The organism is Aurantiacibacter sp. MUD11, assembly GCF_026967575.1.
Taxonomy (GTDB): domain Bacteria; phylum Pseudomonadota; class Alphaproteobacteria; order Sphingomonadales; family Sphingomonadaceae; genus Alteraurantiacibacter.
Map to the genome: position 1 here is coordinate 1,023,177 of NZ_CP114054.1, position 12,205 is coordinate 1,035,381.

15 protein-coding genes are annotated in these 12,205 nt (G+C 59.5%); 2 read left to right on the plus strand and 13 right to left on the minus strand.

Annotation, left to right across the window (positions count from 1 at the left end; all coding sequences use genetic code 11):
• From OZN62_RS05040 to OZN62_RS05075, 8 genes are read right to left on the minus strand one after another with little or no spacing between them, the layout of a single operon-like run.
• Positions 1 to 789, minus strand: coding sequence for a hypothetical protein (locus OZN62_RS05040; RefSeq protein WP_269101654.1), 789 nt, complete (start codon positions 787 to 789; stop codon positions 1 to 3).
• On the minus strand, positions 782 to 1,453 hold the full coding sequence (locus tag OZN62_RS05045; RefSeq protein WP_269101655.1) for a glycosyltransferase family A protein: 672 nt from the start codon (positions 1,451 to 1,453) through the stop codon (positions 782 to 784). The genes OZN62_RS05040 and OZN62_RS05045 overlap by 8 nt, the downstream gene beginning before the upstream one ends.
• A complete protein-coding gene (locus tag OZN62_RS05050) occupies positions 1,453 to 2,571 on the minus strand; it encodes a glycosyltransferase family 4 protein (protein WP_269101656.1) in 1,119 nt (372 codons plus the stop codon). The genes OZN62_RS05045 and OZN62_RS05050 overlap by 1 nt, the downstream gene beginning before the upstream one ends.
• A 5-nt stretch (positions 2,572 to 2,576) precedes the next feature.
• A complete protein-coding gene (locus tag OZN62_RS05055) occupies positions 2,577 to 3,269 on the minus strand; it encodes a glycosyltransferase family 2 protein (protein WP_330848767.1) in 693 nt (230 codons plus the stop codon).
• A complete protein-coding gene (locus OZN62_RS05060; RefSeq protein ID WP_269101657.1) occupies positions 3,266 to 3,568 on the minus strand; it encodes a hypothetical protein in 303 nt (100 codons plus the stop codon). The genes OZN62_RS05055 and OZN62_RS05060 overlap by 4 nt, the downstream gene beginning before the upstream one ends.
• The gene (locus tag OZN62_RS05065; protein ID WP_269101658.1) at positions 3,541 to 4,308 is read right to left on the minus strand and encodes a hypothetical protein; all 768 of its coding nucleotides are present in this window, start codon (positions 4,306 to 4,308) and stop codon (positions 3,541 to 3,543) included. Before OZN62_RS05065 ends, OZN62_RS05060 begins: the two co-directional genes overlap by 28 nt.
• A complete protein-coding gene (locus tag OZN62_RS05070) occupies positions 4,292 to 4,702 on the minus strand; it encodes a PqqD family peptide modification chaperone (protein ID WP_269101659.1) in 411 nt (136 codons plus the stop codon). Before OZN62_RS05070 ends, OZN62_RS05065 begins: the two co-directional genes overlap by 17 nt.
• Before the next feature lie 39 nt (positions 4,703 to 4,741).
• Entirely contained in the window at positions 4,742 to 5,605 is an 864-nt protein-coding gene (locus OZN62_RS05075; protein WP_269101660.1) for a sulfotransferase family protein, read from the minus strand.
• A gap of 124 nt (positions 5,606 to 5,729) precedes the next feature.
• Here OZN62_RS05075 and OZN62_RS05080 point away from each other — a divergent pair, with 124 nt between their 5' ends.
• Positions 5,730 to 6,866 (plus strand): glycosyltransferase family 4 protein, encoded by a 1,137-nt coding sequence (locus tag OZN62_RS05080; protein WP_269102108.1) that lies wholly within the window; start codon positions 5,730 to 5,732, stop codon positions 6,864 to 6,866.
• A complete protein-coding gene (locus tag OZN62_RS05085) occupies positions 6,863 to 7,810 on the plus strand; it encodes a sulfotransferase (protein WP_269101661.1) in 948 nt (315 codons plus the stop codon). The genes OZN62_RS05080 and OZN62_RS05085 overlap by 4 nt, the downstream gene beginning before the upstream one ends.
• A 2-nt stretch (positions 7,811 to 7,812) precedes the next feature.
• On the opposite strand, the gene OZN62_RS05090 is transcribed toward OZN62_RS05085, so the two are convergent.
• The 5 genes from OZN62_RS05090 to OZN62_RS05110 form a co-directional block, all read right to left on the minus strand.
• Positions 7,813 to 8,808, minus strand: a complete 996-nt coding sequence (locus OZN62_RS05090; protein WP_269101662.1) for a hypothetical protein — start codon at positions 8,806 to 8,808, stop codon at positions 7,813 to 7,815.
• Positions 8,805 to 10,052 (minus strand): NAD(P)/FAD-dependent oxidoreductase, encoded by a 1,248-nt coding sequence (locus tag OZN62_RS05095; protein WP_269101664.1) that lies wholly within the window; start codon positions 10,050 to 10,052, stop codon positions 8,805 to 8,807. The genes OZN62_RS05090 and OZN62_RS05095 overlap by 4 nt, the downstream gene beginning before the upstream one ends.
• 1 nt (position 10,053) lies before the next feature.
• Positions 10,054 to 10,320: a phosphopantetheine-binding protein gene (locus tag OZN62_RS05100; RefSeq protein WP_269101665.1), complete on the minus strand. Its 267-nt coding sequence runs from the start codon at positions 10,318 to 10,320 to the stop codon at positions 10,054 to 10,056.
• A 107-nt stretch (positions 10,321 to 10,427) separates the two neighbouring features.
• Entirely contained in the window at positions 10,428 to 11,285 is an 858-nt protein-coding gene (locus OZN62_RS05105; protein WP_269101667.1) for a sulfotransferase family protein, read from the minus strand.
• Positions 11,286 to 11,293: 8 nt separating this feature from the next.
• Positions 11,294 to 12,160, minus strand: a complete 867-nt coding sequence (locus OZN62_RS05110; RefSeq protein ID WP_269101668.1) for an SMP-30/gluconolactonase/LRE family protein — start codon at positions 12,158 to 12,160, stop codon at positions 11,294 to 11,296.
• Positions 12,161 to 12,205 lie beyond the last annotated feature (45 nt).

Consider the following 12,205-nt stretch of genomic DNA (forward strand, 5'->3'; position numbering starts at 1 on the left):
CTACCTGTCAAAGTCTTGCGGAAACACGTCTCGCAGTTGCGCGATCATGTCGTCGTAATTGATGATGACCTCTCGCAAGTCCCGAGACAACAGGCGCTGCGTTCCCGCGCTCACTTTACGCCTCTCCAATCCGAGGAAATCAAAGATCCGGTCTGCCGTGGCTTGATGCCTGGCGGCGTCTTCAAGGTCGTCTTCGTAGACCAATGACAGGTGCGGGTGCGCGGATAGCGCGCTGCGTTCGATCGCCAGGTGTTCCTTGCGACGGTGAATGCGGGCGATGACCTGATCCACATCGATGGTCAGCATCTGCTGGGGCACGGCTTCAGACGGGTCGCTGACCCAAAGCCGACGCTGCAGCGCGACTATCGCCGAGATACTCTGCCGCACGATATCGCGCCGCGTTACATGGATGATCGACCAGCCGCGCTGCGCGAGAGCGTCGACAAAACGGGCGGTGGCGAAATTCTGCACGCTTTCCAACTGGTTGGGTTGAACGTGGCAGCCATAGACCCGGTCGCCTGCGGCACTACTGCAACCAAGAACATATGGAACGGGCAACCAGACGCGCTGCTGCAGGATCTCCTTGTCGAAATGCGTTTCCGGATGATCGTTCAGCAGCGAATGCAACAACCAGGTGCCGGTTCTGCCCTGCGCAAGAATGACGCAGGCTCGGCGAGCTGGCGCCAGCGACCTCGCGTATCGTGCCAATTCCCGTGACTTGCGCAGCAGCAAGCCGCCAGGTGCCGGGTATTGCTCCTGGAACGACCGGTTCGCCGCCGCCTTATCCACGATCGGCACCCTTTCGTGCCCGCTGAAGCTTCTTCGCAATGACCTGCAAATAGGCCTCTCTGGACGTGCTTTGCCACGTCAGGTTATCGGCATGAATGCGTCTGCGCGCCAGCACGCGCGGCACCATCAGCTCCTTCAGCCCCGCCTCGCGGCCGCGATCGAGCCAATCGATCAATTCGCCGCCACGCAAGTCTTCGTCGAAACCGCCGATCTGTTCGAATGCGCTGGCGCGGCAGACCATTGTCGTTGGCAGAAGACCGGGTTGAGCCGTCTCGGTTGCCGCTTCTCCAACACCGTCCGGGCAATCCGGATCTCGGAATTTCTCTATCAGCGTAAACGCGAGGTCATATTCCCCGATCATCGGAACCTGCGCTGCCAGCTTGTCTTCCAGCCACAGGTCGTCGGCATCGAGGAAAGCCAGGATCTGGCCGCGGGCTTGCGCAATTCCGTGGTTGCGTGCGGCCGCCGGACCTTTGCAGGCTTGGACGAAGCAGCGCACCTTGTCGCCGAAGGATCGAGCAATGTCTGCGCTGTTGTCGGTCGATCCGTCGTCGACGACGACAACCTCCATCGGGCCGAGACTCTGGCACAAGGCACTCTCGATCGCCTCACCGACAAACCGCTCACCATTGTGAACAGGAATTATCACGCTCACCGCATTCATTACGAAGCAGCCTCGCGAAGCTTCTCGTAGATCCCGATGTAGCCTTCCACCATTGCGTTCATCGAGAAGCGCTGGCGGACGATTTCTCGCGCGCGAATCCCCATGGCCTCGGCCAAGTCCGGTCGGGTCAGGATTGTCTTCAGTGCGTCAGCCAGGCTGGCAGGGTCGATGTTCTCGATCAGCAACCCCGAGCCGTCATGCTCGACGATCTCCGGCAGGCCGGAAACCGCAGACCCGACGATGGGCAAAGCATGACCCGATGCCTCCAAGGCAGCCATCGGGAGGTTTTCGTTTGCCTCGGATGGAATGGCGAACACGCTGGCCGTCTTCATGAGTGCGGAACGCTGATCGGAATCGACCCAGCCGGTAAAGGTCACATGGTCTTCAAGCCCGGCGTCAGCGACACGCTGTTCGAGGCTGGAGCGCTCCGGCCCATCGCCAGCCAGCACAAGCTGCACTTCGTGTCCTTGTGTGCGAAGGATGGCAAAGGCATCGACAAGCCTGTCCACCCGCTTCCATTCGACCATCCGGCCAACCCAGAGAATGCTGGCAGGCTGGCCTGCCCGATCGGGCAAGTCTTCGAGCACCTGGCCGTCCGGTATTCCATTGTAGACCACGCTGGTCTTGCCGCTTGCGTCGGGCGCGTGGCCCAAGGTCCAGTCGCGCATGTGTGCAGAAACAGGTGCGATCCAGTCGGCTTTGCCCACTACGTCAAGGAACAGCGAGCGGTTCGAGGTCGCGCTGGCTGCAACCGAATGCAACGTCAGGACTGTCGGGACAGGGGCGGGTGACTGCGTGTCGAAATGGAAGATCGGCGATGGACCGCTGAATTGCAGATGGGCGATCTCGGGCCGGAAGCCGGCCTTGATCTCCCGCATTCGTGCGCGCGTTTCCAGGATCGCGCGGATATCGCGTCTGGACAATGATGTGAGCATCTCCAGCCGGTGCACAGGCATGCCGCGCCATTCGTCCCTGTCAGGCATTTTCTGATCGCAATGAGAGGTAACTATCAGGACCTCGTAGCCACGACTTTGCAGAGCGCGCAGCAGGTGCTCGCTCATGCTTTCGATACCCCCGACGAAGGGGAAGAACCGCTCTGCCAGATAGAGAACCCTCATCGGCGTCAGGGCCTATCCAAGAACGTGAGATCGGAGAAGCCTGGCATTTCCGTGATGCCCTTCCCTTTCCGTCGCTTCACTGACTTGAGCAACATGAGGAGATGGTAATGCTCTGTTTTCGATTTGTTTTTGGTCAGGTTGTTCTCATGCCGCCGATGCTTCAGGACCGTGTCCTTGTGCACCCGAAAGACGAGTTCCTCCTCTTTCGCCCTGAGATACCAGTCGAGGTCGTCCGAATACTCAAGTTCGGTGTCGAAATTGCCGATCCGGTCAAATGCGGATTTGCGCATCAAGGCGCAGCACAGGCTGGGCAGGATAAAGGGTGCCGAATCCGGATCATCCAGGATCTTGGTCTGACCAAGGACCACGTCTGCCTCTTCCAGCAAGGGAAGCTGCAGGGCCAGCTTGTCAGGGGTCCAGATGTCATCTGCATCGAGGAAGGCGACAGCATTACCCTTAGCCAGCGCAAGCCCGGTATTACGAGCATGCTGGGGGCCTGAATTGTCCTGGTACACATACCTGATCGGTCCGCGGCACGCCTTTACGATGGCGGCCGTAGCATCCGTCGAACCGTCATCGACGACGATGATCTCTTCGATCCAATCGGATGGTTGCGCGAGCACGCTGCCGATGGCTTCTTCGATGAACTTCTCCCCGCAAAAAACCGGCATGATCACGCTGGTGCGCCAGTCCGTCACAGCAGGTCTTTCAGAAGTGCGGCAGCAGCATTCGGATGGCCGCTGATGCCAAGCTTGTAGGCCGGAACCGTGTCGACCAAGGCCCTGAATGCGTCCATCGCCTCCCCGCCCGTTCCTGACAGCTGGAAGATCGAACTGGGGGCAATTGCGAAGAGCGCCTTGGCAGCCGAGACGGGTTCAAGACCGGTTGCGCAGTCCGGGTCGACCGATGGCAGGACGATTGCCCGCACGGGTGCAGCCGGCAGCATGGGAAGGTGCCCCGTCCCCAGAATCACAGCCTTGTCGCGGTCATAGCGCATCGGATTGACTGCAGCTGTCTCCAGTCGGGGAACATCGAGAGACTGTGGTCGGTCAGCTTTGCACTCGCAAAAAGGCTGTGGACCATGGGTGTGCGGTCACGATAGCTGAGCAGGCAGTAGTCCTCGCCTACGAGCCGCAAACCGGCTGATGCCGCAGCCATCGCGGTCGTCGATTTTCCCGAGCCCCCCTTGCCCACCAGCAAGATCGCACCGCTGGTGTCGCCCACAGCCGCCGCATGCACGAAGACGCCACGCTTGTGTTCGGACCATGCCTGCAGGATTTCTCGCAAGGGCGCCGCGCGCTCGTAGGCTGGCAGCCTCTCCGGGCTGGAAATCCACCAGTAAGCGCAGCCATCGTCCAGCGAAACGACGGAAAAAATGCCGCAATACATGTCGTACGCGACTTTCACCCCGGGTCCATTGGCGCCATGGATCTCTCTGCGGGAGGTAAAATCATCAGTGCTCCAAGGAGAAGCCGGCATGCCCACACCGGTCGTAGCTTCATCCCACAAGCACACTGTAAGGTCAGGCTGGGGGGCGGTTTCGCCTTCGACCAGCAAATGTTCGAGAGCCGGCAGGACAAGATCGACCAGGGCCGCGCCCGCAAATCGCAGGCGGATCAATTGATCGTTCAGACGTATCAGGCGGTCATGAATCTCACAGCCGTCATCAACTATCCTGTCGTAAGTCTGACGAACCTCACGCAACAGCTCCAGGGTCTTGTCAGGTGCCCTTTGCATTGGGCCATCCACTGTCCGTGACATCGTGTATGGGATCAATCGTCAGCAGTTCCTGGAGGTCTTCATAGATTACGAGTTCGGGCTTCTGCCAGGCGCTCGAGGCCTTTTGGCCGAGGTCTTCGGGCGGCAAAGCATCCGCGACCTCCTGGACAAGGTTTTCCTTTATTAGCCTATCCAAGAAATCCGTGATGTCTTGCTGCATTTCGGCGACAGGATCATATCGTCTCTGCATCAGCTCCACGAGCTGTGAAATCGACGCCCCCTTTTCGAGAGCAGCCCAAATGTCGGCAGCCGATCCCTCAAGATTGTAATAGGTACCAGTCTTGATGCTCAGGACAATTGCCTCTCCGTTTACATTCTCATGGATCAAATCTTCGGATTTTATCTTCAGCAACACATCATTAGAAAACATCAAAAAGAACCCTGTTTCATTCTATACGCCGAGGCGTTCGGCACGCTCTACCCACTTGGCCGAAATCGGCGATCCAAGCAATTGGCAGGCGTCGCTAATGTCGGTCACAAGCTCTTGCGCCAACCACTTCTCGACAGCTTCCGGCATGCTGTAACTTGATGTCCGGCTCTGTGTGGGTGGAGGCAGCAGCTCTTCTGCGAGCGGAGGGATGCCCAGCCAATGCGATATGCCCGCCAGGAACTGCGCGGCATCGTCCTTCAGCTCCTCCAGGTAGCCAATTTGGATCTGCTCCTCGGGGAACTCGGACCTTAACGCGCGAATGGTCGAAGCGTACTTCGATTTCTGAATGGCGGAGGCCGCAGTCAGTGCGCTGCGAAAGTCGGACAATTCCCAGTCGGTTCCGATCACCCGGCCCGTTCGCGCGAGGTAACGGCACAGTCCCGACCAGGCCCGGTCTATCGGGTCACGTATGAGGAAAACCAGCTTGAGATCGGGGAAGCTGCTGCGCATCGCAGCCAGTTGAGCAGGCGTCGCCTGTGCATATCGATGGCAGAATTCGCCGGTCAGGCGATCGCCGGCCTTCGCGAACAACCCGCGATACCAATCGTCGCCACGGTGATCGAAGTAGTAGCGCGCAAACCACGACAGCTGATCGAAACTGCGGATCTTCGTGCGCAACACACGGCGCATCTTGCGCGCTTCCCCAGGCGCCTCTCCAGCAAGCATGTGCGCAACCGCAGGCAGATCACTCTGCCGTGTGAAGAAGCCTATCGATTTGACCGGAGGAAGCCGGACGTCGGGATGGCGCCGCAAAGCCTGATAAAGCCAGGTCGTGCCACATCGCTGTTCGCCGATGCAGACAAAATCCGGAGGCCTGTGAACCATGCATGGGCTATAGTTGCATGGGTTTCCGCGATGAAAGGCTTTTCTTCCCGCCAGAATCGACGCAAGTACCCATGATTACCTTGGTGTGCGTACGGATTTTCACTTGATGATCGAACATGTCCTGATGGTCGATCGCGTACCACATCCGGCCTTCAACGGTGTCACGCGGTACATGCGAGAGCTGGCTGCTCGCGCTGCCGACACTCCGCCAGACCTCGACCTTGCAGTCCTGCACTGGGGCCGGTGCATATCTCCCAGAACCTGGCTGCGAATGAGCCGCCCGGGAATGAGACTTCCGCGAAGGCTGGTGGAGTTCAACAAGCAGAAGCTCTTCCCTTTCGGTGTCCGGCGCAGCGGAGCCGCGCTGTTGCACTTTCCCGCTCACGGCATTCCGCCCGAATGGCTGCAAACCGGCAAACCGAACCTGATTTCACTGCATGGGGCTGCGGCTCAGGTTGCCCCGGAATGGGATACCGATCCCGAGAGATTCCTGAAGCTGCGCCGCACTGTGGCCACAGCCTGCGAAACGAATACGCATTTCGTGACCTTTTCCCGCTTTGCCCGGCAGGAGATTATCGATCACTACGGCATTGACGCGGAACGTATCGACGTGATCCCTCACGGCGTCGATCATTCCCAATTCCGACCGCAGAGTGCAGCCGAACGCACGGCTTTTCGTGAGCGCACAGGCCTCAAGGCTCCCTTTGCGCTGTACTTAGGGCCGTGCGCGCCGCGAAAGAACGTCGAGACGACAATCCGAGCGTTTGCGCTGGCTCGCGAACGTTTCGGTTTTGACCATCACCTTCTGCTTGCCGGCAGACGACACGCGCACCAGCAAAGACTTGAGGCGCTCGTCAAAGAAGAAGGGCTGGCCGACTTCGTCCACTTCCAGGGGCCCGTTGCTCCGGCCGATCTGGTCGGCTTGTACAATGCAGCCTCCGCCTTCCTTTTCGCTTCGCGCTACGAGGGGTTCGGCCTGCCGATATTGGAAGCGATGGCTTGCGGCACGCCCGTCGTGACATGCGCGACAACTGCGACGGGAGAGATTGCCGGCAATGCTGCCCTGACGATACCCACACCTGACGATCTGGACGCGCTTGCCGACGCCATAGGCAAAGTGCTGACTGATCAGGACATGGCCGGTTCGATCAGTCAGGAAGGACTAAAACGCGCAGCGGAGTTCAGCTGGGAGCGCTCCGCAAAGGCCCATTTCGCCTTGTATCGCCGACTTATCAGCCAATCACGGAGCAGCGCGCCATGACTGACGACATGCTGATCCATATCGGCTTCCACAAGACCGGCTCGTCTTTCCTGCAGCATCAGGTCTTTGCCGACGACCAACTGGGTTTCGGCCTGGTCAGGCGCAAGGACCCCGAAGTCGCCGAGGCAATCCGGCATGAACATCCCTATCGCTTCAGGCCTGACGTGGCCCGCCACAAGTTGCGTGCGCAGTGTGCCGAGCAACGCGAGAAGGGTCGTTATCCCGTGCTTTCGCACGAAGGCCTATCCGGCCAGATCTTCTGCGGCGGTTTCGATAGCCTGGGCATCATGAGGCGGCTGAACGAGGTTGAGCCGAATGCGCGCATCCTGATCGTGATCAGGGAGCAGACGGGCATGCTCATTTCGCTCTACAATCAGTATGTGCGGTCCGGCGGGAGGGAACACTTTCAGGACTTCCTGCGCCATCCAGGCGGCGGACAGTTGCATTTCCACCGCGATCACCTGTCGTATCACAATCTGATCGGCGCCTATCAACAAGCCTTCGGCCCCGATCGCGTCCTGGCGCTGCCCTACGAAATGCTGAAACGGGATCAGGTCGACTTCGTGACGAGGATAATGAAATTCTGCCAGTTGGACCTGGACGATGACGGCCAGAAGCGCGTTGCCGGCCTTGGAACGGTCAATCCATCGATTCCGCCCGTCGGCAATGCCATCAAACGCTGGACGAACTTTCTCGCCCGCCTGCCGGAACGCGCAGGCATTCACGGCCCGGTGCCCTTCACCATCACGCGCAAGACCAACAACCGGATCAAGCGCTACACACGAAGGATTGGCGAGTTGGCCCCCGCTTCGTGGAACTCGCGTCTGCAGGAACGCTTTCGATCGACGGTATTGAGCGAGATCGGTGATCACTATCGCGACAGCAATCGCCGGACATCGGAACTGATCGGCATCGATCTGGCGGCGCTGGGCTACGACTGTTGAGGCTAGACGCCTTCCAACCACTCGGCGACTTTTGCGCTGCCAAGTTGAGATCTTGAAACCGGATGCTCCACGTCTTCAGGCGCAGGCCGCGTCTGAGGGGCTGCCATGAATTTTTCGATCCTGCTCCGCAGCAAGGTCTCGGGATGCTGCAGATAGATCGCACGCAAATGCTCGGCGTACCAATCAAGATACAGGTTCACCATCGTGGCATTATCCCTGCCTTCAGCCTTGGGATGGAACCCGTCCGAGAAAACCAGATCGAGCTGACCATCTTCTCGAATATCGGCACGACAGAAATAGACTGGAACGTCTTGCATGATCGCAAGCGTTGCGAAGCCCGGCTGCAGGAAGATCCGGCGGCCACAGATATCTGCCGGGGTACCGAAGCGCCCCTTCTGGCCATCTCCCAGGATTGCCACCAGCCCGCCTGCGGCCAGCTCTCGTCTTGCCTGTATCAGATGGCGGCCCATAGCCGCATTGGCGGTGGCCATGGCCTGGTCGCGCGGCAAGCCGCGCCTGGAAGTCAGCATGGCGCCAATCACGGGACGACCGACGCGCCGAAAGTACCAGTCTGTGGCTGATCTGGTCGCGCTCTGATGGGCAAAAGTGATGATTGCGGGCCCGTCCGGAAACTGGATCTCGGCCTCCCGGCCGGCGGCCGCCAGTTCGACCAAGGCCTTCCGCACTCCGACATGGAATGGTGGCCGCTTGGCAGCATTTACTTCGAGGTGAGCGAGGTTGAAACGCGACAGCCGCCAGGTGTCGGCCGGCTCACCCTGCCGCGTTACCATCAGGAAATCACGGAACAGCCGATTCTCCTGCCGTCGGCGAATGGATAATTCCGAGAGCCGGAAGACGACGCGGTGATGCTTCTGGTATGTCCGCCGGAAGGCCACGAGCGCCGCAGGCGACAAACGTCGCGCTACCTTCAAGCACATCGTGAAGACGGTTTGCAGTAACCCCAGGCGCCAGACGTATCGCAGGACCTGACGGATCATGCGTTGATCAGGCGCTCTAGATTATGCCCGCGCTTATTCGTTTTCGAAGCCGCCTCGATCAGCGCCAGCTCGGTTCGCGAACTGGCAGCAAGGACGGCCTTCGCACGATCTTCATCCATCGGAGCGCTTGCATAATGCGGCAAGGCCAATCCGCGAGCGATTTCAAGCCGCGCGACCAGCTGATCTTGAAACATCTTGCGATAACGCGCTTCGTGGGCAGGCTTCTTCAGGCACTCACCCGTTGCCCATGCTGCCAGTGCACCGCCATACATCCCCAGGCTGACGCCGACGGAGTAGATCGGATCGAAGAAACCACTGGCATCGCCGATCATGAAATAGCCGGGCCCGGCAACGCATTCCGAATGACCGGCAAAGTCATTGATGAAATGATAGCCGTCTTCGCGAAGCGTTGCGTGCTCCATCAGGTGGGCAAGTTCAGGCTCCGATTGCACGATATGGTTGAAGCGTGTTTCCCAGTCTGGGAAGTCCCGTTTGAGTGCCGAGACGGTTTCCTTGGTCAGGACAAAGCCGATGCTGGTGTATTCGCGAAGCGGGATGTGCCAGCACCACCCGGAATTGCCGTCGAGCGCCAATGAATGCTGGTAGGTAACTGGCTTGTGCTTGCGGATATCGGCATGCTCGCGAACGATGCCTTGCGCATCATAATATCGCGAATTGCGAAAATAGCCCCAAACGCTTCGGAAGCGGAAGTCAGGATTCGTGATGCGCGATCCCAACTGTCGCGCCAGGAAGCCCGACTGACCCGAGGCATCGATAACGTATGGCGCCACGATCACGCCAGCGCCATCCGGCCCATCATAGTGCAGTTCGTTCTGCGAGCCGTCGTAGTTCAGCCTTCGCGCGACCACCTTCTCGAACAGCTTGGCGCCATGCCGCTGTGCGCCGCGTACCAGTATCTGGTCAAACTCATCGCGCTCCACGTGCAAGCCAAGCCGTTCGTATCCGAATTCCTTGAAGGCGATCTTGCTGACGTCGCCGGCCCAGCAAACTCGTCCGCCTTGCTTCGAGACGAAATTGGCCGCGACGATGTCATCGGTCACGCCGAGCATATCGGCATACTTCCAGATATGCGGGATCAGGTTCTCGCCAACACGAAGCCTGGGGTGAGCCTCCTTGTCGAGAATTACGACATTCACCCCAGCCTTGGCCAACAGCCCGGCGGCCATGCTTCCGCTGGGCCCGGAACCAACGACCACAACATCTGCTTGCGCGGGAATAGCCATCCTAGCGCTCCTCGTACCGGCTCAACAGGCGGCCAAGGTCGTTCAGGGTTTCGAAGTTGCCAGGCGTAATGTCGTCGGGATCGACTGCGATCCCCATCTCGTCCTCGATATACGAGACGAGCATGAACAGCTGCAGTGAATCCAGCAGCCCGGACGAGAGCAGTTCGGTGTCGCCCTCAACCGTGATTTCCTGCCCTGTCGCACTTGGCAGTTGCTCGAAGAATCCCTTCAGTTGCGCGAGATGCGCATCTGCAACGGAAGTTACCATAAAACCCTGGCCCCAGCGGCACGGTTGCGACCCGAACACCGTGCAAGATTTGCGAACCCTAAGCGATAAACCTTAGCGTGTTCACAAGACTATACCAGATCAGATACCTAGCAAGTACCAATCTTAGACCGTAGTGCGCCGACCCAGTCAGCTGTGTATCGATTGGCAAACCTGCGATCTAGCCGCGTGACCTCGGGCAGATATTCGGCGCTCAGTTGCCTCCGAATCTGCGGCGGCATCGGCACCTTTTCGCCGGCATGGATTTTTTCCGAAAGACCCTCGCCGCACCGCGGCTCTATGCCGAGGAACCGGCAGATCCCCGAGAAGAAATCGGCCGGGTCTTCCTCGAGTTGATCGTAGAACGCTACGTGCAATTGCGTATCTGGGAAATGTCGAGACCAGCGGGAAATTACCGTGTCATAGCGATTGTTCGCCTGCGCCTTGTCCCAGGCAAGAAAGCGCTCGATTTGCTCAATGCTGGCGTTTGCGAGGCCGGAATGGCCGTACCGTGAGAAGTACATCGCTGCCTGCGACCACATGCGCTCGACGGGATTACGCAGAATGTAGACGATCTTGGCGTCGGGCAGCAGCTTGGCCACGCGATCCACCCCGGCATCGTCCAGCCGGGCATAGGCGGGGCAGACCTCCCCGGCGATGGCCCTGCCACTGTTCGAAAAGCAGCGGGCATACCAGCGATCGTCCCTTGGCGTGAGGAAGAAGCGCGCGTGCCACATGAGGTTCGCCGGGTGCTGGACCACATCGTCCAATCCGACCCGCAACCAGCGCCGCAACATGAAACGGTCATACTTGCCGTGAAACGCATCCAGGAACAGGGGCCTAGGGCTGCGGTCGAAATAGTGCAGCTCCTTTATCGGCGGCAGCCATACGTCATCGTGCTGCTGCAAATGATGATGCAGCCAGGTTGTCCCGGCTTTCTGGGCACCGATAACGAGGAAATCCGGCAAAGGCATCTCTACCCCGGCAAGATATGACCGGAAGTCAGGCAACGCACGCGGTAAAGCGACTGGCGTGCCGTGACGTAGAGACTGTGCCCATCATCCCCCCATGCACAGTTTGCAGGCGGTTCGGGAAGCTCGATCCTGCCCAGGGGAACGAAGTCTGGCGAGATGACCCATACGCCGCCCGGTCCGGTAACGAACAGGTTCCCGCGCTTGTCGACCTTCATGCCGTCGGGCGTTCCCGCCAAATCGCGCCGCATGTCCAGAACCTGCAGTTGATCGCCGAGCCGACCGTCGTCGAGGACGCGAAAGGCATGCAGCCTATGGCTGCTGGAATCGTCGACATAGAGCGTGCGCTCGTCGGGCGAGAAGGCAAGCCCGTTGGGCGCCTCCATCTCCTTGTGAAGGAGCTCCAGTTCTCCCGATGGCGCAAGCCGGTAGATGCCCGAGAAGCCGAGTTCTCGCTGGTGCTTGGCGATGCCGAAGGGAGGGTCGGTAAAATAGATGCTGCCATCGCTTTTCACCACGACATCGTTCGGGCTGTTGAGTCGCAGTCCCGCGAATTCCTGCGCAATGACAACCCGCTCGCCATTATCCAGTTCGCGATAGACACATCGCGCGCTGTGAGCACAGCTGATCAGCCGACCTTCACGGTCCAGCGTGTTGCCATTGGGATGCCCGCAGGGATGACGCAGCGTAACGACGGAGCCGTTCCGCCATTCCATCAGCCTGTTGGCGGGAATGTCGCTGAAGACCAGCGATTGGGTCGACGCGCGCCAGACTGGCCCCTCCGTGAATTCCATGCCGCTGGCCAGCCGTTCAATCGAGGCGTTGCCGGCGACAAGGTCCAGCATGGCAGGATCATCCACCACGATGCGCATGGGCTGGCTTGGGGGGTGCCACAATTTGCGCTTCACCCGGCGCAG

What these genes read in the sequence shown, in the direction of transcription:
- OZN62_RS05045 (WP_269101655.1), bottom strand. Translation starts at nt 1,453, where the DNA reads ATGAATGCGGTGAGCGTGATAATTCCTGTTCACAATGGTGAGCGGTTT.
- OZN62_RS05050 (WP_269101656.1), bottom strand. Translation starts at nt 2,571, where the DNA reads ATGAGGGTTCTCTATCTGGCAGAGCGGTTCTTCCCCTTCGTCGGGGGT.
- OZN62_RS05060 (WP_269101657.1), bottom strand. Translation starts at nt 3,568, where the DNA reads ATGCGCTATGACCGCGACAAGGCTGTGATTCTGGGGACGGGGCACCTT.
- OZN62_RS05065 (WP_269101658.1), bottom strand. Translation starts at nt 4,308, where the DNA reads ATGCAAAGGGCACCTGACAAGACCCTGGAGCTGTTGCGTGAGGTTCGT.
- OZN62_RS05075 (WP_269101660.1), bottom strand. Translation starts at nt 5,605, where the DNA reads ATGGTTCACAGGCCTCCGGATTTTGTCTGCATCGGCGAACAGCGATGT.
- OZN62_RS05080 (WP_269102108.1), top strand. Translation starts at nt 5,730, where the DNA reads ATGGTCGATCGCGTACCACATCCGGCCTTCAACGGTGTCACGCGGTAC.
- OZN62_RS05085 (WP_269101661.1), top strand. Translation starts at nt 6,863, where the DNA reads ATGACTGACGACATGCTGATCCATATCGGCTTCCACAAGACCGGCTCG.
- OZN62_RS05090 (WP_269101662.1), bottom strand. Translation starts at nt 8,808, where the DNA reads ATGATCCGTCAGGTCCTGCGATACGTCTGGCGCCTGGGGTTACTGCAA.
- OZN62_RS05095 (WP_269101664.1), bottom strand. Translation starts at nt 10,052, where the DNA reads ATGGCTATTCCCGCGCAAGCAGATGTTGTGGTCGTTGGTTCCGGGCCC.
- OZN62_RS05100 (WP_269101665.1), bottom strand. Translation starts at nt 10,320, where the DNA reads ATGGTAACTTCCGTTGCAGATGCGCATCTCGCGCAACTGAAGGGATTC.
- OZN62_RS05110 (WP_269101668.1), bottom strand. Translation starts at nt 12,160, where the DNA reads ATGCGCATCGTGGTGGATGATCCTGCCATGCTGGACCTTGTCGCCGGC.